This window comes from Micromonospora sp. DT68 (assembly GCF_049847245.1).
GTDB lineage: Bacteria > Actinomycetota > Actinomycetes > Mycobacteriales > Micromonosporaceae > Micromonospora > Micromonospora profundi.
The window spans coordinates 128,908-149,074 of record NZ_JBNCNZ010000006.1 but is presented as its reverse complement, the minus strand read 5'-3'; the positions used below and the strand labels follow the sequence as shown (position 1 = coordinate 149,074).

The 20,167-nt window shown below is 70.3% G+C and carries 17 protein-coding genes; 6 read left to right on the top strand and 11 right to left on the bottom strand.

What is annotated here, in order from left to right:
* The first annotated feature begins 10 nt into the window (after positions 1 to 10).
* Positions 11 to 2,158, top strand: coding sequence for a 3-hydroxyacyl-CoA dehydrogenase NAD-binding domain-containing protein (locus tag ACPXB1_RS13355; RefSeq protein ID WP_425735344.1), 2,148 nt, complete (start codon positions 11 to 13; stop codon positions 2,156 to 2,158).
* 4 nt (positions 2,159 to 2,162) lie between these two features.
* Here ACPXB1_RS13355 and ACPXB1_RS13350 read toward each other — a convergent pair whose 3' ends face one another.
* From ACPXB1_RS13350 to ACPXB1_RS13325, 6 genes are all read right to left on the bottom strand, one after another.
* Positions 2,163 to 4,109, bottom strand: a complete 1,947-nt coding sequence (locus tag ACPXB1_RS13350) for a GMC family oxidoreductase N-terminal domain-containing protein (protein WP_425735343.1) — start codon at positions 4,107 to 4,109, stop codon at positions 2,163 to 2,165.
* Positions 4,109 to 4,861: an ABC transporter ATP-binding protein gene (locus tag ACPXB1_RS13345; RefSeq protein ID WP_425735342.1), complete on the bottom strand. Its 753-nt coding sequence runs from the start codon at positions 4,859 to 4,861 to the stop codon at positions 4,109 to 4,111. Before ACPXB1_RS13345 ends, ACPXB1_RS13350 begins: the two co-directional genes overlap by 1 nt.
* Positions 4,858 to 5,613: an ABC transporter ATP-binding protein gene (locus ACPXB1_RS13340; protein WP_355591828.1), complete on the bottom strand. Its 756-nt coding sequence runs from the start codon at positions 5,611 to 5,613 to the stop codon at positions 4,858 to 4,860. Before ACPXB1_RS13340 ends, ACPXB1_RS13345 begins: the two co-directional genes overlap by 4 nt.
* Positions 5,610 to 7,550 carry an ABC transporter permease gene (locus ACPXB1_RS13335; RefSeq protein ID WP_425735341.1) on the bottom strand — a complete coding sequence of 647 codons (1,941 nt, stop codon included), beginning with the start codon at positions 7,548 to 7,550 and terminating at the stop codon, positions 5,610 to 5,612. The genes ACPXB1_RS13340 and ACPXB1_RS13335 overlap by 4 nt, the downstream gene beginning before the upstream one ends.
* A 78-nt stretch (positions 7,551 to 7,628) precedes the next feature.
* Positions 7,629 to 8,861 carry an ABC transporter substrate-binding protein gene (locus tag ACPXB1_RS13330; protein WP_355591834.1) on the bottom strand — a complete coding sequence of 411 codons (1,233 nt, stop codon included), beginning with the start codon at positions 8,859 to 8,861 and terminating at the stop codon, positions 7,629 to 7,631.
* A gap of 466 nt (positions 8,862 to 9,327) precedes the next feature.
* Positions 9,328 to 10,479, bottom strand: a complete 1,152-nt coding sequence (locus ACPXB1_RS13325) for an acyl-CoA dehydrogenase family protein (protein ID WP_425735340.1) — start codon at positions 10,477 to 10,479, stop codon at positions 9,328 to 9,330.
* 74 nt (positions 10,480 to 10,553) lie between these two features.
* Here ACPXB1_RS13325 and ACPXB1_RS13320 point away from each other — a divergent pair, with 74 nt between their 5' ends.
* Positions 10,554 to 12,044, top strand: coding sequence for an aldehyde dehydrogenase family protein (locus ACPXB1_RS13320; protein WP_425735339.1), 1,491 nt, complete (start codon positions 10,554 to 10,556; stop codon positions 12,042 to 12,044).
* 1 nt (position 12,045) lies between these two features.
* On the opposite strand, the gene ACPXB1_RS13315 is transcribed toward ACPXB1_RS13320, so the two are convergent.
* Entirely contained in the window at positions 12,046 to 12,726 is a 681-nt protein-coding gene (locus tag ACPXB1_RS13315) for a GntR family transcriptional regulator (protein ID WP_355591843.1), read from the bottom strand.
* Between the two features lie 43 nt (positions 12,727 to 12,769).
* On the opposite strand from ACPXB1_RS13315, the gene ACPXB1_RS13310 reads away from it, so the two are divergent.
* From ACPXB1_RS13310 to ACPXB1_RS13295, 4 genes are read left to right on the top strand one after another with little or no spacing between them, the layout of a single operon-like run.
* Positions 12,770 to 13,588: an enoyl-CoA hydratase-related protein gene (locus ACPXB1_RS13310; protein WP_425735338.1), complete on the top strand. Its 819-nt coding sequence runs from the start codon at positions 12,770 to 12,772 to the stop codon at positions 13,586 to 13,588.
* Positions 13,585 to 14,742, top strand: coding sequence for a CaiB/BaiF CoA transferase family protein (locus ACPXB1_RS13305; protein ID WP_425735337.1), 1,158 nt, complete (start codon positions 13,585 to 13,587; stop codon positions 14,740 to 14,742). Before ACPXB1_RS13310 ends, ACPXB1_RS13305 begins: the two co-directional genes overlap by 4 nt.
* A complete protein-coding gene (locus ACPXB1_RS13300) occupies positions 14,742 to 15,770 on the top strand; it encodes an LLM class F420-dependent oxidoreductase (RefSeq protein WP_355591852.1) in 1,029 nt (342 codons plus the stop codon). The genes ACPXB1_RS13305 and ACPXB1_RS13300 overlap by 1 nt, the downstream gene beginning before the upstream one ends.
* Positions 15,771 to 15,800: 30 nt before the next feature.
* Positions 15,801 to 16,934: an acyl-CoA dehydrogenase family protein gene (locus ACPXB1_RS13295; RefSeq protein ID WP_425735396.1), complete on the top strand. Its 1,134-nt coding sequence runs from the start codon at positions 15,801 to 15,803 to the stop codon at positions 16,932 to 16,934.
* On the opposite strand, the gene ACPXB1_RS13290 is transcribed toward ACPXB1_RS13295, so the two are convergent.
* The 4 genes from ACPXB1_RS13290 to ACPXB1_RS13275 all read right to left on the bottom strand — a co-directional run bounded on the left by ACPXB1_RS13290 (position 16,920) and on the right by ACPXB1_RS13275 (position 20,164).
* Positions 16,920 to 17,618 (bottom strand): TetR/AcrR family transcriptional regulator, encoded by a 699-nt coding sequence (locus ACPXB1_RS13290; protein WP_355591858.1) that lies wholly within the window; start codon positions 17,616 to 17,618, stop codon positions 16,920 to 16,922. The two genes, ACPXB1_RS13295 and ACPXB1_RS13290, sit on opposite strands and share 15 nt — an antisense overlap.
* A 160-nt stretch (positions 17,619 to 17,778) precedes the next feature.
* A complete protein-coding gene (locus tag ACPXB1_RS13285) occupies positions 17,779 to 18,495 on the bottom strand; it encodes a tyrosine-protein phosphatase (RefSeq protein WP_355591861.1) in 717 nt (238 codons plus the stop codon).
* Complete coding sequence (locus ACPXB1_RS13280) at positions 18,492 to 19,568, bottom strand: acyl-CoA dehydrogenase family protein (RefSeq protein ID WP_425735336.1); 1,077 nt, start codon at positions 19,566 to 19,568, stop codon at positions 18,492 to 18,494. Before ACPXB1_RS13280 ends, ACPXB1_RS13285 begins: the two co-directional genes overlap by 4 nt.
* Positions 19,565 to 20,164, bottom strand: coding sequence for a nitroreductase family protein (locus tag ACPXB1_RS13275; RefSeq protein ID WP_355591867.1), 600 nt, complete (start codon positions 20,162 to 20,164; stop codon positions 19,565 to 19,567). Before ACPXB1_RS13275 ends, ACPXB1_RS13280 begins: the two co-directional genes overlap by 4 nt.
* Between the last annotated feature and the right edge of the window lie 3 nt (positions 20,165 to 20,167).

The window sequence follows — 20,167 nt, the reverse complement described above, 5'->3', positions numbered from 1 at the left end:
GGAGCCACGAATGGTCAACACGATCCGGTGGGAACACGGCGACGATCGCGTCGTCCTGCTGACCCTCGACCACCCCGGCCGTTCGGCGAACGTGATGAACGGCGAGTTCGGTGCGAGCCTCAGGGCGACCGTCGACCGACTCGAGGCCGAACGCGACCAGATCGCCGGCGTGATCATCACCTCGGCCAAGAAGACGTTCTTCGCCGGCGGTGACCTGGACGCGCTACTGCGGCTGACGCCTGCCGACGCCGAGGCGTCCGAAGCGGAAACCCGCCTGCTCAAGGACACCGTACGTCGCCTGGAGACACTCGGCCGTCCGGTCGTTGCCGCCATCAACGGCTCGTCCCTCGGTGGTGGGCTCGAACTCGCCCTGGGCTGCCACCACCGCATCGTCCTCGACAACCCGACCATCGAGATCGGCTTCCCGGAGGTCACCCTCGGCCTGCTGCCGGGCTGCGGTGGCGTGGTGCGCAGCGTCCGCCTGCTGGGCGTGACCGACGCGCTCACCAACTGGCTGCTCCGCGGTCAGCGCCGCCGACCGCACGACGCGCTCTCGCACGGGCTTGTCGACGCGATCGCCGCCGACGAGGCCGACATGATGGATGCCGCCCGCGCCTGGATCGCCGCCAACCCCGACGCGATGCAGCCGTACGACCGCAAGGGCTACAGGATTCCCGGCGGCACCCCGTCCACTCCGGCGCTCGCCGCCCAGTTGCCGGCCGTGCCGGCCATTCTGCGCAAGCAACTCAAGGGCGCCCCCTACCCCGCTCCCCTCAACATCGTCGCCGCCGCCGTCGAAGGCGCCCAGGTCGACCTGGGCACCGCCCTCACCATCGAGGGGCGGTACTTCACCGAACTCGCCACCGGCCAGATCGCCAAGAACATGATCAAGGCGCTCTTCTTCGACGTACAGGCCGCCGGCTCGCGGGACGTCGGCGCTGGCCATCCGCCGCTGGAGCGGGTGGCGGTCATCGGCGCGGGCATGATGGGCGCCGCCATCGCGTACGTGTGCGCCCGGGCCGGGATGCGTGTCGTGCTCAAGGACGTGACCCTCGCAGGGGCGCTGCGCGGGCGGGACTACTCGGTGGGCCTGCTCGACAAGGCCGTCGCCCGCGGTGTGTCCACCGTCGATGAGCGCGACGCGATCCTGGCCCGGATCCAGGCGACCGAGGACATCGCCGACCTCGCCGGCGTCGACCTCGCCGTCGAGGCGGTCTTCGAGGATCCCGCGCTCAAGCAGAAGGTGTACGCCGAGATCGAGCAGGTCGCACCGGAGGCGCTGATCGCCTCCAACACGTCCACTCTGCCCATCACAATGCTCGCCGAGGGCGTCAGCAGGCCGGAGGACTTCATCGGGCTGCACTTCTTCTCGCCGGTGGACAAGATGCCACTTGTCGAGCTGATCCGCGGCGAGCGCACCAACGAGGCCACGCTCCAGCGGGCCCTGGGCCTGGTACGTCTGATACGCAAGACACCAATCGTCGTCAACGACAGTCGCGGTTTCTTCACCAGCCGGGTCATCGGGACGTTCACCAACGAGGGCGTGGCGATGCTGGCCGAGGGGATCCCGGCTGCCACCATCGAGCAGGCCAGCAGCCAGGCCGGTTATCCCGCGCCGGTCCTCGCGTTGATGGACGAACTCACCCTCACCCTCCCCCGCAGGATCCGGCAGGAGACGGCCGCGGCGACTGTCGCCGCCGGTGGCACCTGGCAGCCGCACGCCGCCGACGCGGTCATCGACCGGATGATCGACGACTACGGTCGACCGGGACGCTCGGGTGGCGCCGGCTTCTACGACTACCGCGACGGCAAGCGGGTCGGCCTCTGGCCGGGCCTGCGGGACACCTTCGGCGGAACCAATCTCGACACACCCTTCGAGGACCTGAAGGAGCGGATGCTCTTCATCGAGGCGGTCGAGTCGGTGCGGTGCCTCGAAGAGGGGGTGCTCACCTCGGTGGTCGACGCCAACGTCGGTTCGATACTGGGCATCGGCTACCCGAGCTGGACCGGCGGCGTCCTGCAGTACATCAACCAGTACGAGGGCGGGCTGCCGGGCTTCGTGGCCCGCGCGCGGGTGCTCGCGGAGCGCTACGGTGACCGGTTCAGCCCGCCCCCACTGCTGGTGGCAATGGCCGGCCGGGGCGAGCGGTTCGAATAGGCGGTCAGATCCCGGCGGCGAGTCGTTGGGCGTTCATGTACGCGATGGCCTCGACGGAGATCATCGGGTTGACGCCCAACGACGCCGGGAAGGTGGACGCGTCGGCGAGGACCAGGTTCGGGACCTCCCACGTGGCACCGTCGGGCCCGGCGACCGACGTGGCCCTGCTGCCGCCCATGCGGGCCGCGCCCATGATGTGCAGGGCTGCCATGGCGACCTGACCGGGCGCGGTGCCCAGGGTGTCCGTCTGGCTGATGAAGTCCTCGATGGAGCCCTTGCCGCGTTCCCAGATCCTGCCGCGCTGATGGCCGGAGAACAGCTTGCGGGCACCGGCGGCCTCGACGATACGAGCGGCACCGGCGATCCCGGCCCGCATGTGGGCGGCGTCGTAGGCGGAGAGGCGGTAGTGCACCACCGGCTCGCCGTCGCTGCCGACCTTTACGTGTCCACTGTCGCGGTCGCGGGTGATGATGCCGACGCCGCTGAGGTTCGGCAGCGACCGCATCTGGTCCAGGTGGTTCCGGGCGCCCGTCCAGCTCATGAAGGACACGGCGGTGGCCGGGTTGGTGGCGGCGGTCTCGTAGATGACGCCGTAGCCGAGGCCGTCGAGATCGGCGTGTTCGGTGGAGTACCGGGTCTGCATTCCGCCCTCCCACGGGCGGACCTCCTCGGCGAACACGCCCCAGACGCCGGTGGCCGGGTGCAGATGGAGGTGCCGGCCGATGTTCGGGTTCGTGAGGCCGGAGCGGCGCAACAGGGCCGGCGTCTGCACGCTGCCGGCCGCGGCGACCACCGCGCGGGCGCGAATGGTCACCGGGTGACCGTCGGCGGTGTGACCGGCGACGCCGGTCGCCCTGCCGGCCGTGATGGTGACCGTGCGGACGTCGACGTCGACGAGGAGGCGCGCCCCCGCGCGCTGGGCGTCGACGAGCCAGGTCTTTGTCGCGGATTTCTTGGCGCCGATACGGCAGCCCAGACCGCACCGCCCGCACTCGATGCCGGTGTCGCAGCCGTCGACGTTGCGGGGCATCTCGTCGACATGCCAGCCGAGCGCTGTCAGTCCGCGCTCCATGAGCGCGTCACGAGACGAGATCCTGCCGTGGTCGCTGTTGACGCCGAGCCGGGACCACACCGCGTCGAGGCAACGCTCGTACTCGTCAGTGGCGAACTGTGGCACGCCCAGCGCGGCCCACTCGTCGCGAACCCGCGGCGGGGTGCGGAACGACGTGGTGTAGTTGACGACGGTGCCGCCACCGAGGCACTGTCCCTGGAGGATGCTCAGCTGGCCCTCCGCGGTGGCCGAGGGGCCCGGGGCGTAGAGCCGCGACAGCCCGGACAGCTCGCCGCCGTCGAAGTCCCTGTCGTCGTAGTACCCGCCCTTCTCCACGACGATCACGTCGAGGCCGTGACCGGCGAGGACGGCCGCGGCGGTGCCGCCGCCAGCGCCCGACCCGACGACGATGACGTCGCAGTCCAGGGTGGTCGGCGCGGACGGGCGGATCGGCGCCAGGGCGGGCTCGGGGGCGTCGGTTCTGGTGCCGAGTGGGCCGGGGTAGCCGATGGCGGGCCACACCGGCGATCGACCGGTCGGCCCGGGCGCCATGTAGTAGGACAGGGTGGCCGCGCCCTTGAGCGCCTGGAAGAGCGCCCGCTTGCGGGTGACGTTCGACTCGGCCAGGGCGAGCAGCATCCGCTCGCGGCGCTGCTGGGTCTGCCGGGAGAAGCGCCGTGCGCCGCCGCCGAGGATGAACTGGGTGGTGCGGGAGTCCCACAGATCCAGCAGTTGAAGGAACTGCTTGACCTCGGCGGCGCGAGGGTTGTGCAGAACCAGCGCGGCCATGATGTCGACCGCGCCGAGTTGACTGGCCGGCGGGAGGTCAGCCCCGTCGCCCGGTGCGAAGGTGTCGCAGATGCTCGCCAGGGCGGCGCGCTGTTTGGCAGATAATTCCATCATTTTTCCCGTTCAGAGCGGTGGGCGGGGTCCCGCGTGGCCGGCGCCAGGCGCGGGGCGGTGCCGAAGTAGGCCTCGGCGACGGCGCGCCGGTCGACGCGGAGTTCGGCGGCGGACCCGGTGAGCACGACTCGGCCGTGATGGAGCACCATCGCCCGGTCGGCGATGGACAGGGCGAGATCGATGTGCTGCTCGACGAGGACGACACCGACACCGAGCCGGTCGGCCAGCGCTCGGATGCCGGGCAGCAGAGCCTGGACCGCGATCGGAGCCAGGCCCATGCTCATCTCATCGATGAGCAGGACCCGTGGCCGGCAGACCAGGGCCTTGGCGATGGCGAGCATCTGCTGCTCACCGCCGGACAGCTGACCGCACCGGCGTGACATCAGTGGTTTCAGGGCGGGGAAGAGGTCGAGGGCGTGCCCCAGGCGGGAACGCCAGCCTCGGGCGAGGGCGAGATTTTCGCGTACCGACAGGCTGTGGAACACCCCTCGGGTGTCAGGTACCAGGATCAGGCCGTCGCGGGCGTTCTGCTCCAGCCGTTTACGCAGCGGCCGGTCGAACGCGGTGACGCTGCCGACCATCGGCCGGATGACCCCGGCGGCGGTCAGCAGCGCCGTGGTCTTTCCCGCGCCGTTGGGGCCGAGCAGTGCCAGGACCTCGCCCTCGCCGACGTGGAGGTCGAGCTCCCGGAGGGCGGGGATGCCGGCGTAGCCCGCCGTGACGCGTTCCAGTCGCAGGACATCACTCATGGCACGAGCTCCGATCCGAGATACGCGGTACGCACTGCCGGATCGGAGAGCACGCCGCTCGGCGTTCCGGAGGCGATGACGGCCCCGTAGTCCAGGACGTACACGCGATCGCAGATGTCCGCGACGAGGCTCATGTCGTGCTCGATGAGCAGCACCGCCCGACCGGACGCGGCGATGGCACGGACGTGGCCGCCGAATTCGGTGCTCTCGTCGGTGTCCAGCCCGGCGGCCGGTTCGTCGAGCAGGAGGACGCGGGTGGTGCCGGCGAGGGCTCGGGCGACGCCGACGATCTTCTGCCGGCCGAGGCTCAGCTCACCGGGGCGGCGGTCGGCGACGACGTGCAGGCCGAACATCTCCAGCACGCTGTTGTCGTCGTGGTCGGGCCGGCGACGACCGGCAATGTCACTCCACAGGTTGTGCAGCGGTCCCCGGCCGGACGCGATCGCGATGTTCTGGCGCACGGTCAGGTCGGTGAAGAGCTCTCCCGCCTGCCAGGTCCGGGCCAGACCGGTACGCCGGCGCTGGTGGGGCGCGAGCCGGTCGATCCGGCGTCCGGCCACGCTGATCGTGCCCCGGGCCGATGTGAATCCGGTGACGGCGTCGACGAATGTGGTCTTGCCGGCGCCGTTGGGGCCGATCAGCCCGACGACTTCGCCCTCGTCGACATGGATGCTGATATCGCTGTTGGCCACGACGCCGCCGTAGCGGACGGTCAGTCCGGTCGTGGTGAACAGCGGCTGGGTCGCAGTCACGAGGTGACCTCCCGACGGGTGTGCCCGCGCAGCAGGCCGGTGGCGCCGCCGGCGATACCCGCGGGATTGAGTACGGCGGTCACGACCAGGGCGCAGGCTGCGATGAGGGTGTAGTAGTGGCCGAGGCCGAACGTTCCGTTGAGCAGCGTGTAGAGCACGCCCAGTGGTGCGACGAGTCCGGCGATGAGCGCACCGCTGATTCGGGTGATTCCGCCGACGTAGGCCATGCACAGGACGCTGAGCCCCACGATGATGTTGAACGACTCGACCGACAGCTGTGAGCGGCTGTAGCCGATGAGGCATCCGCCGACACCGGCGAGGAACGCGGAGAGCGCGAAGCCGGTCAGTTTGACGCGCGCCACGTCGATGCCGGCGCTCGCCGCGGCCCGCTCGTTCGAGCGGACGGCCAGAAACGACTGGCCGGTCGTGCCGGCCAGGATCCGTGCGACGGCCAGTGTGAGCAGGCCGACGATGATGATCACTGTGGTCGCGAACGCGGTGGTCGTCAGGTCGGTGCCGCTGCGCACCGCCAGGTCCCAGCCGAACAGGGTGGGGTCCGCGATGAGGTTGCCCTCGAACGGGGTCAGCGCCGGGTTGGCGAAGACGAGCTGTTGCAGGGCGACGGCACCGGCCAGGGTCACGACCGCCAGTTGCGCCCCGCGGACCCGCAGCGCCGGCAGGCCGACGATCACACCGACGACGGTGGCAGCGCCGGCCGAGACCACTATCGACAGCGGGAACGGTATGTGCCAGGACGTCGTCGCGCGGGACAGCAGAAACCCTGCGGTACCGGCGAAGGCCATGGCGGCGAGAGAGATCTGGCCCAGGTAGCCGGTGAGCACGACCAGCGAGAGGGCGATCAGCGCCATGATGATCGACGTGACGACGCCGAACCGCCAACTGCCGGAGGTCAGCGCGACGGCCAGGGCGGCGGCACCGACCAGCGCCACCGCCGCCCGCAACGGCCGTCGGGGCAGATCTACTGCGGGCATGCGTACGGTGCCCAACGCACCCCGTGCGGGAAGGTGCCGGCCCAGGACTACCAACGCGACGATGACGAGCACGAACGGCACGACGTCGCCGAGGCCGGCCTGAGCCCAGACCGGCCAGCCGTCGAAGCTGCTCAACAACAGCAGAACCGACTGGAGGACGCCGATGCCCACACCCGCCAGGCACGCGATGATGATCGAGGTCAGGCGGGCCAGGAGGGCTGCGGCGAGGCCGGGCAGGACGTAGAACATGTAGCCGATCGGGTCGAGGCCGAGTGTCGGGGCGGCAAGGACCGCCACAAGTGCCGTCGCCGCTCCGGTGAGCAGCCACATGACGCTGGCCAGCCGGTCCGGCGACAACCCTGTCAGCCTGGCGGCTAGCTCGTCTTCGGCTCCGGCCCGGGTCGCCACGCCCCACCGGGTGAACCGGAAGTACGCGGCGAGCACCAACGCCACCACCACGGCCGCGACCAGGAGCACCAGGTCGCTGATGTTGATCACAGCGCCGCCCACGGGCAGCGTTCGGTCGGTGAGCAGGGCGGGCGCGAGCGCCCCGTTGGTCGAGAAGCGCAGCGGCACCAGCGCGGCGACCGCCAGCATCAGCCCGACCGATGCCACCACCTGGGACAACGGTGGTGCGGTGCGAAGCGGCCGGAACACCAGCCAGTGCGCGGCGAACGCCAGCCCGGCCGCGCTGAGCACGCCGAGCGCGACAGCGGGCCAGGCCGGCAGCGGTTGCGAGCTGAGCCGCACCGCGCCGATGGGGAACACGAGCGTGCCGGACTCCCGTAGCTCGGCCACCACCCACACCGCCCACAGGGCCAGGGAGCCCTGTGCGAAATTGAGGACTCCGGTGGCGGCGTACAGGGACACGATGGACGTGGCGATGACGGCGTACACCGCCCCGCCGGCGAAGCCGAGCGTGACGAACAGCAAGACCTGATCCATTGTCGATTCCCTTGTGCTGGCCCTGATATGGACTGTGGGCGGCGGCGTGCGACCCGCGGACGCCGCCGCAGCAAGGGCTTACACAGCGCCGGGAATGATGCTCATGACCTGGGGAATGGGCGTGATCCAGGTGTCCGTGGCGGGCTTGATCGAACCGTCGGGCTGGACCACGAAGAGCAGTAGCTGTGTCGTGCAGTTCGGTGAGGTGGCGCTGCCGCAGGTGATCTTGGGGCCGAGGAAGCTCGGGAAGTCCTTGAGCGCCTTGAGCGTCTTGAGGACACCGGGGCCGGTCAGGTCGGCCTCGGCGGCCGTGGACATCGCCTTCGCGAAGTTCATGAAGAGCGCGAACTCGCCGTACGCGTAGTACCCGGCGGTCCCGCCGGACACCCCGGAGATGTACTTCTCGGCCAGCGTCAGGTCGCTCTGGACCTCCGCCGGTGCGTACCGGGCGGCGGCGGGCAGCCAGTTCGACGAGTACAGCGCGCCGCCGGCAGCCTGTTCCGGGGCGCCCTTGATGTAGTCGGTGCACGCGGCGGTGAAGATCTCGCCCTGGTACCGCAGTTGCCGCAGTGCCTTGACCAGAGCCGTGCAGACAGCCTCGCTCGGCGCGGCGACCAGGCCGCCCACATCGGGATTGTCCCGGGCGATAGTGGAGGCCACGGCGGTGAAGTTGGGGTTCGTGGGCGAGAAGTAGATGCCCTTGGCGTCGATTTCGAGCGCCTTGGCCAGTGCCGGAAGGAGGTTGTCGATGGTCTGGTGCGACGACGGGGTGTCGACGAGGGCCAGCGTCACCGACTTCTTGCCTTCGGTCTTGAACGCCTGCAGGGCGCCGATGAGGAAGGCGGCCTGCGGCGCGGCGAAGAACACCCTGTTCTCCGCCTTGGCGCCGGTCACGGAGTCGAACGGAATCATGCCGACGAGCGGGATCTGCGCGGCGGTCAGGGTCGGCAGGGTCGCGCTGGAGGAGAGGTTGTAGCCGTCCATGACGGCGACCACCTTCTTCTCGACGAACATGTTGGCACACGACTGTGCCCGCTCAGGCGTCGTGTCGGTGTCGCACGAGACGACCTCGAGCGGATGGCCGTTGATGCCACCGAACTCGCCGTTGATGTAGGACAGTGCCGCCTTGACCCCGGTGTCGGTGCCCGGTTGGGGAACCGGACCGCCGGACGGGTTGAGGAAGCCCACGACGATCGGTGACTTGGACAGCGTGGAGGTCGTGCTCGGGGTGTCCGAGGCGCAGCCGGTCGCGGCAACCACTGCGGCGACCAGAATTGCTGAAGCCCGCAGGACGGCGGGGCATCTGGGCATGGGTCCTCATTTCGACGCGATGGTCGGTGCCGTCAACCGTTCGAGGCGGCCGACCGAACGGCTCTCCGTGATGCGACGGGCCTGTCCTGCGGTGTTCTGTCAGACGTCGCCGTTTGTGGCGTGGCGGTGTCGGCGAATGCCCAGGACGGCGCACCGCCGAACCGGCGCGTGACCGGACCGGCGGTACCGGCGGTGACAGGCGATCGGCCCGCGATCATTGGCGCGGGCACCCCTCTTCGTGCTTACGGCACTGTAAATCACACGTAACTTCTTGGGAAGAGTTCTGGGCTGAGCACTGATCGATATGAGCGCTGTGGCGGTATCCGGCTCACTGAAAGGTGGCGACGACGGGCGGGAGATGTCGAACCATGCCTAACAAACACCCCAGCCGGTGAGTGTTCGGCACACTCGTCGGCCGGGGTGTTCGCCGTCGGTGGACGTGCAATCGACGGCGTATCGCTGAGCCTTACCGCATGTGGTCGGACAGCCCGTAGGTCTTCGCGATGATCTCGCGCTGGATCTCGCTCGTGCCGCCGTAGACGGTGGACACGACCGAGGACCGGACCAGTCGCTCCATGTCGAACTCGGTCGCGTACCCGTAGCCGCCCATCATCTGCATGGCGTCCAGGGCGACCCGACGGGCCGTCTCGGTGGCCTTGAGTTTCGCCATCGAACTCTCCCGGGGCAGCACCGTCTCCGGGGCGCGATCGACCTGGGCCGCGGTGTTGTAGACGAGCAGCCGGGCGCACTCGATCTCGGTGGCCAGGTCGGCGAGGCGGTGCCGGATCACCTGGAACGACCCGATGGGCCGGCGGAACTGCTGCCGGTTCTTGACGTATTCCATGACGTCGTCGAACGCCCGCTGCGCGGTGCCGAGCATGACGCTGGCCAGGATGAGCCGCTCCATGTTGAGCCCGGCCATCAGTTGCCGCCAGCCGTTGTCGACCTGACCGACCACGGCGTCGGCGGGCAGCACGCAGTCGGCGAAGTAGAGGTCGTTGACCTCCCGGCCGCCCATTGTGTCGATGCCGGAGATGGTCAGGCCAGGCGCGTTGGCCGGGACCAGGAACATGGTGAGGCCGTGGTGGTCACCGGCGCTTCCCGACGTCCGGGCGACAAGCAGGATGTGCTCGGCGAGATGGGCGTTGGAGCACCACGTCTTCTGGCCGTTGATGACGAAAACGTCGCCCCGGCGCTCGGCGCGGCAGCTCAGGTTGGCCACGTCCGAGCCGGCCTCCGGCTCGGACATCGCGACTGCCTCGACGACGCCACGGGCCACCCCGCTGAGGATGAGCTTCTTCTGCTCGGACGAGCCGAAGCGCTCGTAGGTGGCGGCCACGATGATCGACGTGGTGAAGCCGCCGATCGGCGCCATCGCCTTGGCCGTCTCCTCCAGGAAGAGGCACAGCTCCACCATGCCGGCCCCACCGCCGTCGAACTCCTCCGGCAGAGACAGGCCCAGCCAGCCGAGGTCGGCCATCTTGCGGTACAGCTCCGGGCTGTGGGGCTCCCGTCCGCCGTCTGTGAGTCTCTGCCGCTGCTCACGGGTGCCTGCCTCGCGACGGCAGAAATCCTGCACGGCGGCGACCAGTGACCGTTGCTCGTCGCTCCATTCCACAGCTGTACCTCCAGCGTCGCAAAGGGATTGACAGCAAGGCTAAACTATCGAATATCAAATGTCAGGAGCTGCGGATGACATCCCTCGTTGAGCAACCCCGCCGGTTGCACCTCGTCGACCCGATCACCGGCGAGTCCCGCACCGACTACGACATAGCTGACGCAGCTGTCGTACGCGCCGCCGTCGACAGGGCACGCGAGGCGGCAGGCTGGTGGGCCGGCCTGGACGCGCGGCAACGCCGGCAGCACCTGCTCGCCTACAAGGCGACGATCGCGAACCGCATCGACGAGCTGGCCGAGCTCATCCGCAGCGAGACCGGCAAGTCGATCGCCGGGGCTCAGTTGGAGGTGATGCTCGCCGTCGAGCACCTGGACTGGGCCGCCCGGCACGCCCGGCGCGTGCTGAAACGACGCGGGGTCTCCTCCGGCCTGCTCGCGTTCAACCAGGCCAGCTCCGTGGAGTACGTGCCGTACGGCGTCGTCGGCGTGATCGGGCCGTGGAACTACCCGGTCTACACGCCGATGGGGGCCATCTCGCACGCGTTGGCCGCCGGCAACGCTGTGGTCTTCAAGCCCAGCGAGTTCACCACAGGCGTCGGCGTGTGGCTCGCCGAGCGCTGGAGTGACCTGCTTCCCGATCGACCGGTCCTGCAGGTCGTCACCGGCGACGGCACGACCGGGGCGGCACTGTGCCGCGCGGGGGCCGACAAGATCGCGTTCACCGGGTCGGCCGCGACGGGCCGGGCGGTGATGGCCGCCTGCGCCGAGACTCTGACCCCCGTCGTGATCGAGGGCGGCGGCAAGGACGCGCTCATCGTCACCGCCGACGCCGACCTCGACGCCGCCGCACAGGCGGCGGTCTTCGGCGGCCTGGGCAACGCCGGGCAGACGTGCGCCGGTGTCGAGCGCGTCTACGTGGAGCAGGCCGTCTACGAGCCGTTCGTGGCCAAGCTGACCGAGCTGGTGCGGCAGGTCCAGCCGGGCGCCGAGCCGGATGCGCCGTACGGGCCCATGAGCACGCCGGTCCAGCCCGGCATCGTGCTGAGCCACATCACCGACGCCATCGACCGGGGTGCCCGCGCCGTGGTCGGTGACGCGAGTTCGGTGCGGCCACCGTTCGTCGAGCCGGTAGTGCTCGCCGACGTCCCCGAGGACAGCACGGCGGTGACCGACGAGACGTTCGGTCCGGTGCTGGTGGTCAATCCGGTGCCCGACGTCGACGAGGCGCTACGCAGGACGAACGCGACCAGGTACGGGCTGTCCGGCTCCATCTTCACGCGACACCGCCGCCAGGGGCTGGCACTCGCGGCCCGGCTGCAGGTGGGAGCCGTGTCGGTCAACTCGGTGCTCGGGTACGCCGGGGTGCCGTCACTGCCCTTCGGCGGCGTGGGCGATTCGGGTTTCGGGCGGGTCCACGGCGCGGACGGCCTGCGCGAGTTCAGCCGACCGCGCTCGGTCACCTGGCAGCGGTTCCGGCCGCCGATCGACGTGATGACGCTGCAACCCGCCGCTTCCGCCATGCGGACCTCGCTGGCGATGTTCAAGTGGCGTCATGGTCGCCACTGACTCACCCGCTCCACACCCCCAGACCGTCCAGGTGCTTGACCAGCCGCTCCGCGCCGTCGGTGAAGTGGCGGGCCATGACCGGCCGCACGGCGACCGGGTCGTGGGCCTCGAGGGCGTCCAGCAGAGCCTCGTGGTCGGCGATCATGCCCGCCCGCCACTCGGCGTCGGCCGCGTAGAACCGCGACGGCGTGTAGCGCGTCGCGGTTCGCAGCAGCCAGGACAGCTTGCGTGCGCCGGCCAGCCGGTTGATGCCGCGGTGGAACTCGAACTCGAGCTGCTCGACCCGGCCGACCTGCCGGGCCTGGGCTGCCCGGCGCAGCCGCTCGTGCTGCTGCCGCAGGTCATCGAGCTGGGCCTGGGTGATTCTGACGGCGACCCGGGCGGCGAGTTCGCCGGCGATGTCGCCCTGCAGCCCGAACACGTCCACGATGTCCTGGCGGAACAGCGGCGCGACCACGTGGCCACGACGTGGTTGCAACTCGACCATGTCCTCGGCGCGCAGCATCAGCAGGGCCTCGCGCACCGGCGTGATGCTCAGCCCGGTCTCCTTGGCGACCTCTTCAAGGCGGATCCGCTCACCGGGGCGCAGTTGGCCGGACATGATCCGGTCGCGCAGCAGGCTCGCCACTGTCTCGGAGAGCTGGGGATGAGATACGTCTTGGACCTTGCTCCGGGTTGCCACCCGACAACAGTATCAAATATCAGATATCACAAGGGACGCACCGATGCTCTCCGTGCTTGAGGCCGAGCCGGCCGGTTGTGGTCTGCGGGCCGCGACCCACGCCGGCGTACGCACGATCTGGTTCGACCGGCCCGACCAGCGCAACACGATGACGCTTGACATGTTCCGCGACTACTACGCGGCGCTGCTGGCAGCCGACAGGGATCCGGAGGTAGGCGCCATCGTGGTGACCGGCGCCGGCGACTGGTTCTGCGCGGGCGCCGATCCGGGGGCATTGGAGGCGCTGCTCGACGAACGTCACCGCGACCAACTGACCAAAGAGTTCGGCTTCGAGCCACATCTGCCGATCACGCTGGGAACGCCGATCGTCGCGGCGGTCAACGGCGGCGGCGCCGGCCTGGGGCTGGTCCACGCGCTGTATGCCGATGTGCGGTTCATGGCGACGCGGGCGCGCCTTGCCACGGCGTTCAGCCGGCTCGGTCTCATCGCCGAGTACGGCAGCGCCTGGCTGCTCCCCCGGCTGGTCGGCGTCGGCAACGCGCTGGACCTACTGGTGTCCGGTCGCAAGATCGACGCGGCGGAGGCGCTCCGGATCGGACTTGTGCAACGCGTACTCCCCCGCGACGAGGTGCTGGCCCAGGCGCAAGCCTACGCCGCCGACCTTGCCGCACACTGCTCGCCAGCCTCCATGGCGGTGATCCGGCGGCAGGTGTTCGCGGGCCTGGAGTGCGGGATCGCCGAGGCGGCCGCCGATGCCAGTCGACTCATGACCGCCTCCCTGGCCGGTGCCGACTTCGGTGAGGCCCTGGCCAGTCAGGTCCAGAGGCGTACGCCCCGTTTCGCGCCCCGGGCCGGCGCGTGAGCGGGCCACTGGCCGGGGTCCGGGTCCTGGAACTCGCCGGGATCGGCCCCGGCCCGTTCGCCGCTATGCTGCTGGCCGACCTGGGCGCCGACGTCGTACGGGTCGACCGACCGGGGCCGGGCGCGCTGCCGGCCGGCGACCCGAGGCGTGACCTGCTCAACCGGGGCAAGCGCTCGGTCGTCGTGGACCTGAAGCATCCCGACGGGGCCGAGGTGGTCCTCGGACTGGCCGACCGGGCCGCGATCCTCATTGAGGGCTGGCGTCCGGGGGTGGCCGAGCGGCTCGGTGTCGGCCCGCAGGCCGCGCTGGAGCGCAACCCCAGCCTCGTCTACGGACGGATGACCGGATGGGGGCAGCACGGGCCGCTGGCTCACGCCGCCGGCCACGACATCGACTACATCGCCGTCGCCGGGGCCCTGCACCCGATCGGCCGCTCCGACGGGCCGCCGCAGATCCCACTCAACCTCGTCGGCGACTTCGGTGGCGGCGCGCTCTACCTCGTCGTCGGCTGCCTCGCCGCGTTGCACACGGCCCGCGGCACCGGTCAGGGGCAGGTGGTCGACGCCGCCATCGTCGACGGCACTGCCCACCTCACCACGATGTTCGCCGGACTGCTCGCCGACGGCGCCTGGCAACCCGAGCGTGGCCGCAACCTGCTCGACGGCGGCGCACCGTTCTACGACGTCTACGCGACCGCCGACGGCGGGCACATGGCCGTCGGCGCACTGGAGCCCCAGTTCTACGCCGAGCTGCTGCGGTTGCTTGGGCTGGCCGACGCGGACCTGCCCGCCCAGCACGACGTCACCGGATGGCCGGTGCTCCGCGCACGCTTCGCGGAGGTCTTCGCGGGCCGTACCCGCGACGAGTGGACCGAGCTGTTCGACGGCAGCGATGCCTGCGTGGCACCGGTGCTGTCGCTCGCCGAGGCGCAGCACCATCCGCACCTGGTGGCGCGCGCGACGTTCGAGGAGCACTTCGGCGTTCGCCAGCCCGCTGTGGCGCCCCGCCTGTCGCTGACACCCGGGTCGGTCGGCGGCAGCCCGCCGGCGCCGGGCGCGGACACCGCGACGGTCCTCACCGACTGGGGCCTCGGCGCCGACGTGCCGCGGTGGCTGGACAACGGCGCCGTCAGCGAGAAACTAGGAGACCACTGATGCGTATCGCGACACCCCTGGCCTACGCGACGGACCCCAGAAGCGGGGCTGATGCCGTGGCCGCCTGGGAGCAGGACGGCCTCGACGTGGTCTGGGTGTCGGAGGCCTACGGGTTCGACGCGCCGACCATCATGGGCTACCTCGCCGCGAAGACCACACGGCTGCAGATCGGCTCCGCCATCCTGCCCATCTACTCCCGTACCCCGGCGCTGCTGGCGCAGACCGCGGCGGGGCTGGACGCGGTCTCGGGCGGTCGTGCCATCCTCGGCCTGGGCGCGTCCGGGCCGCAGGTGATCGAGGGATGGCACGGCGTCGCCTACGATCGGCCGCTCGCCCGGACGCGCGAGGTGATCCGGATCTGCCGGCAGGTGTGGCGACGCGAGACGCTTGTCAACGACGGTGTGTATCCGCTGCCACTGCCCGCCGAGGAAGGCACCGGCCTCGGCAAGCCGCTGAAGATCCTCACCCGTCCGCTCCGCGACAGCATCCCGATCTACGTGGCGAGCCTGGGCGACAAGAACGTACGGATGACCGCCGAAGTGGCCGACGGGTGGCTCCCGTTCCTCTACGACCCGGAGCGCGCGGCCGACATCTGGGGTGCGGCGCTGGCCGCCGGACAGGGCAAACGATCCGCCGATCTCCCGCCGCTGGAGGTCGTGGCAGGTGGTCCACTGGCCATCGGCAGCGACGTGACAGGCCTGCGCGACCTCGCCCGACCGCTGATCGCCCTGTACGTCGGCGGCATGGGCGCAAAGGGTCGCAACTTCTACCACGACCTGCTGTGCCGCTACGGCTACGCCGACGACGCCGACCGTATCCAGGAGCTGTACCTGGCGGGGCGCAAGACGGAGGCCGCCGCCGCCGTCCCCGCCGAACTGCTGGAGCGCACCAGCCTGATCGGGCCGGAGAGCTACGTACGGGATCGGGTCCAGGCCTACCGCGACGCCGGCGTCACGATCCTCAACGTCACACCGCTGGGTTCGGACCCGCGGCGTCTCATCGCCACAGTGAAGGACATGGCCCGGTAGGGCCCGTGCGGCAAGGAGCTGACACACATGGTGGACCGTCCCATCCTCACCGCCGACCACCTCGCGTTCGCCGAACTGGTGCGTGCCTTCATCGACAAGGAGATCGCACCGCACCACGACCGCTGGGAGGCCGACGGCATCGTCGACCGCGGCCTGTGGCGGGCCGCCGGCACGACCGGCCTGCTGGGCTTCTCCGTCGACGAACGGTACGGCGGAGGCGGGGTGACCGACCGGCTGTTCAGCGCCATTCTCACCGAGGAGCTGGCCCGGGCCGGCGCGAGCGGCCCTGCGTTCGGCCTGCACAACGACATCATCGGTCCGTACCTCACCGACCTGACAAACGACGAGCAGAAGGAACGCTGGTTGCCGGGCTTCTGCTCCGGCGAGATCATCACCGCGATCGCCATGTCCGAACCGGGCGCTGGCAGCGACCTGCAGGGCATCACGACCACCGCGGTACGCGACGGGGACTGCTACGTCCTCAACGGTCAGAAGACCTTCATCAGCAACGGCATCCTGGCCGACCTGGTCATCGTCGTGGCCCGCACCGACCCGGCGGCGGGGCACCGGGGCATCAGCCTGCTGGTGGTGGAGCGGGGCATGGCAGGCTTCGAGCGGGGCCGCAACCTCGACAAGATCGGGCAGAAGGCGCAGGACACCGCCGAGCTGTTCTTCGCCGACGTCCGGGTGCCCGCGGCGAATCTCCTCGGCGTCGAGGGCAAGGGCTTCGGCTACCTGATGCGCAACCTTCCCTTCGAACGGCTGTCGATCGCCGTGGCGGCGCTCGCCGGCGCCGAGACGGTGTTCGAGCAGACCCTCGCGTACTGCAAGGAACGCCAGGCATTCGGCCGCCCCATCGGCAGCTTCCAGCACAACCGGTTCGTGCTTGCCGAACTCGCCACCGAACTGCGCCTCGGCCGGGTCTTCATCGACCAGTGCCTGGTCGCGCCGGACCTCACGGCGGAGACGGCGGCGATGGCGAAGTGGTGGTGCACCGAGCTACAGCACCGCACCGTCGACCGTTGCCTCCAGTTGCACGGCGGTTACGGCTACATGCGCGAATATCCGGTGGCCCGGGCGTATCTGGACGCCCGCGTGCAGACCATCTACGGCGGCACCACGGAGATCATGAAGGAGGTGATCGGCCGATCACTCGGCCTGTGAACCGTGCTCCAGCATGGGTACGAGGAACCGCCGGGCCACGGCTCGTAGTTCTTCGGTGTCATCGAGGTCGATGACGTGGCTGGGTATGAGCAGGAAGGAGCAGGAAAGCCGGGTCATCAGCTCGGCGACGATCTCGACGTCCACCGAGGCGGAGATGGTGCCGGCGTGCTGTTCGCGGCGGAGTTGGCCGGCGACGAACCGCTGCACCGTGGCCAACGTCCGCCCGCCGTCGCTGATCATCGAAGGGATGAGCATGTCCGGTTCGGCGTCCATCAGCCCTCCGATCAGCGGGTTGCGGCGGATCGCCTGCAAGGCGCTGACGAAGCCCAGCACCACCCGGTCGCCGACGGTCGCGGCCCGCTGGATGTCGACGAGGAACTGGTCGAAGTAGCGCCGGAACTCCCGGCGGACCACCTGCTCCACCAGCCGGTCCTTCGTGGCGAACCGGCGGTACGCGGTGATCCGGGAAACGCCGGCCCGCCGCGCCACGTCCTCCATTGTTGACCGGCGGACGCCCATGCGGCGGAACTGCTCGTAGGCGGCGTCGAGAAGCCGCATGGTGATCTCGTCGTTGTCGTCGGAGCGCTCGAGCGCCTCGGTGAAGGCGCGTTCCAGCAGCGACTCCGAGCGGGGCGCGGCCCCCGGCGGTGCCGCGACAGGCTGGTCGTGGGTCGCCTCGGACATACCGGGGATTGCTGCGTTCGCGGAAACGGTCCGGGCCATGGTTGCCCTCTCGTGAGATACGTTGACGCGCGCCTTGCATCACGGTAGCAATCAGGAACCCGGAGTTCCGAGACGGTAATGGTGGGACCGCCGGTGTCGGACACTCGTCACAGCCCGAGCACTACTCCACCAGGGCGGCCCTCAGCGCGTCGAGGTCGGCGGCGCCGAAGCCCTGCGTCGCCAGCCAGGCGGCGACGCCGCCGTGCCGCTCCTGGACGAGCGCCAAGAAGTGCTCCATGGTGGCTGGTTCCGCAGTGTGCGCCTCCTCGGGCAGGCTCGCAATCCGCTTCTCCCACTCCGGCAGGAGCCGCGCCTGGTTCCAGATCGCCACCAGGTGCTCACGGGTCCGCGCGTAGTCCTCGACCACGTCGCGCGCGGGGACGCCGAGCGCGGCGAGCAGCACGGCGACGACAACGCCGGTGCGGTCCTTGCCCGCTGTGCAGTGCACGAGCAGGGGGTTCTCGCGGGCGTCCACAGCCTGCCGCACCGCCGTGGTGATCGTCGCGGCGGACACGACGAGCATGTCGGCGTAGTGCTCGGCCAGGCGCACACCCGGGTCCGGATGCACCGGCCGCAGGGTCGATCGGCCGAACGGCAGGTGCATGATCCGCAGACCGCCTGTGAGCCGGTCCCGTTCGCTGGTCTCGGCGATCTCCCGGCGGCCCCTCAGGTCGACCCGGACCCGGATGCCTGTCACCTCGCGAAAGGCCTCTGCCTCGTCCGGGTCGAGGAACACAGGGGTGGCGCTGCGGTAGACCGCGCAGGGGCGCACCCGCCCGCCGTCGGCTGTCGGCAGGCCACCGAGGTCCCGGAAGTTCAGCGGCGTGTGGACGCTCATCGGGCGGCGAGCAGGTGGTCGATGAGTTCCTCCCGCTGCGTCGCCGGCCCGTCGAACAGCAACTCGCTGCTCTTGGCCCGCTTGAAGTAGAGGCCGATCGGATGCTCCCAGGTGAAGCCGATGCCGCCGTGCACCTGGACGGCCGTGGCGGTTACCCGGAAGTACGCCTCGGAGCAGAACGACCGTACGGTCCGGGCCTGGACGGCGAAGGCGTCGTCGTCGAGGGTGTCGTCGACCGCGTGGACGAGCGACCGCATCGACTCCACGTCGAGCAGGCGTTCGGCACACAGGTGCTTGATCGCCTGGAAGCCGCCCACCGGGCGGCCGAACTGCTCCCGGGTCAACGCGTGCTCCACCATCAGCTCCAACGCGCGGGCCGCGCCGCCGGTCTGCTCCGCGGCGAGCGCGACCATTGCCTGGTCCCGCACGCGGGCCACCACCGTGGCCGCCTGGCCCGGTCGCCCGAGCCGCCGTGCCGGGGCTGACCGGAAGCGCACCACAGCCTGGCGGCGGGTCGGGTCCAGCACGGGCGACGGCTGCACTGTCACCTCCGCCTCGGCCGGGTCCACCGCCAGGACGTCGACACCGTCCACGGTCGCGGCGACCACGAGCAGGAGCGTCGCCGCCTCGGCGTCGACGACGTGCGTCGCGGTGCCGTCGACCACCCAGGTCCCGTCCTCGCCGGCCCGGGCCCGCAGGTCGCCGCCCAGCGAGACGGCCGTAGGCAGCGACCCGTCGGCGATCCGGGGTAACAAGTCGGCGCGGGCCCGCTCGTCGTCGAGCCGGAGCAGCAGCTCGGCCCCGAGGGCCACGGTGGCGAAGTACGGGCCGCCGTAGAGGACGCGACCGAGTTCCTCGATCACGAGCCGCAGCTCCGCGCCGCCGAAGCCCTGCCCGCCGTACGCCTCGGGGATGGCCACACCCGGCAGCCCCAGCTCGACCGCCATCCGTTGCCAGACTGCGGGATCGAAGCCGATCGGGGCCTCCATCAGCCGCCGTACCTCGGATTCCGGTGACGCCTTCGCCAGGAAACCGCGCAGCGACTGGCGGAAGTCGGCTTGGGCGTCGCTCACCGGGTCGCCTCCCAGGTGTCCCAGTAGACGACCGACTCCAGCGGACGCCTGCGGGCCTCGCCCCAGCGGCCGGTCGGGACGCCGACCGGGATCAGCGCCCAGGTGATCGCGTCCGGTGGCAGGCCGAGCACCTTCCGCACCTCGTCGGCGGCGTGCCGGTGCGTGGTGGTCAGCGTCGTGCCCAGGCCCAGTGCCCGCGCCGCCAGCATGAGGTTCTGCACCGCCGGAAACACCGACGACGGCTCGTCCACTGTCGTCACCGGGACGATGAGGACCGGCGCCTCACCCATGTGCTCGGCCAGGTGGTCCGCCGAGCGCAGCATCCGTGCCTGCTTCTCGGCCGCCTCCGGGTCGGCGGGCACGCGGTCGTCGTAGCGCCGGCGGACCGGCGCCCAGCAGGCCCGATAGATCTCGCCGAGTCGAGCGCGTCGTTCGGCGTCGGTGACCACCACCCAGCGCAGCCACTGCGCGTTGCCGCCGGAGGGCGCGCAGTGGGCCGCGCCCAGGATGGTCCACAGTTGTTCGTCGGTGACCGGCACCGTGGGATCCAGTCGCCGCATCGCGCGCGTCGTCCGGATCGCCTCGAAGACGTCCATTGC

What these genes read in the sequence shown, in the direction of transcription:
- ACPXB1_RS13355 (WP_425735344.1), top strand. Translation starts at nt 11, where the DNA reads ATGGTCAACACGATCCGGTGGGAACACGGCGACGATCGCGTCGTCCTG.
- ACPXB1_RS13350 (WP_425735343.1), bottom strand. Translation starts at nt 4,109, where the DNA reads ATGGAATTATCTGCCAAACAGCGCGCCGCCCTGGCGAGCATCTGCGAC.
- ACPXB1_RS13345 (WP_425735342.1), bottom strand. Translation starts at nt 4,861, where the DNA reads ATGAGTGATGTCCTGCGACTGGAACGCGTCACGGCGGGCTACGCCGGC.
- ACPXB1_RS13335 (WP_425735341.1), bottom strand. Translation starts at nt 7,550, where the DNA reads ATGGATCAGGTCTTGCTGTTCGTCACGCTCGGCTTCGCCGGCGGGGCG.
- ACPXB1_RS13330 (WP_355591834.1), bottom strand. Translation starts at nt 8,861, where the DNA reads ATGCCCAGATGCCCCGCCGTCCTGCGGGCTTCAGCAATTCTGGTCGCC.
- ACPXB1_RS13320 (WP_425735339.1), top strand. Translation starts at nt 10,554, where the DNA reads ATGACATCCCTCGTTGAGCAACCCCGCCGGTTGCACCTCGTCGACCCG.
- ACPXB1_RS13310 (WP_425735338.1), top strand. Translation starts at nt 12,770, where the DNA reads ATGCTCTCCGTGCTTGAGGCCGAGCCGGCCGGTTGTGGTCTGCGGGCC.
- ACPXB1_RS13300 (WP_355591852.1), top strand. Translation starts at nt 14,742, where the DNA reads ATGCGTATCGCGACACCCCTGGCCTACGCGACGGACCCCAGAAGCGGG.
- ACPXB1_RS13290 (WP_355591858.1), bottom strand. Translation starts at nt 17,618, where the DNA reads ATGTCCGAGGCGACCCACGACCAGCCTGTCGCGGCACCGCCGGGGGCC.
- ACPXB1_RS13285 (WP_355591861.1), bottom strand. Translation starts at nt 18,495, where the DNA reads ATGAGCGTCCACACGCCGCTGAACTTCCGGGACCTCGGTGGCCTGCCG.
- ACPXB1_RS13275 (WP_355591867.1), bottom strand. Translation starts at nt 20,164, where the DNA reads ATGGACGTCTTCGAGGCGATCCGGACGACGCGCGCGATGCGGCGACTG.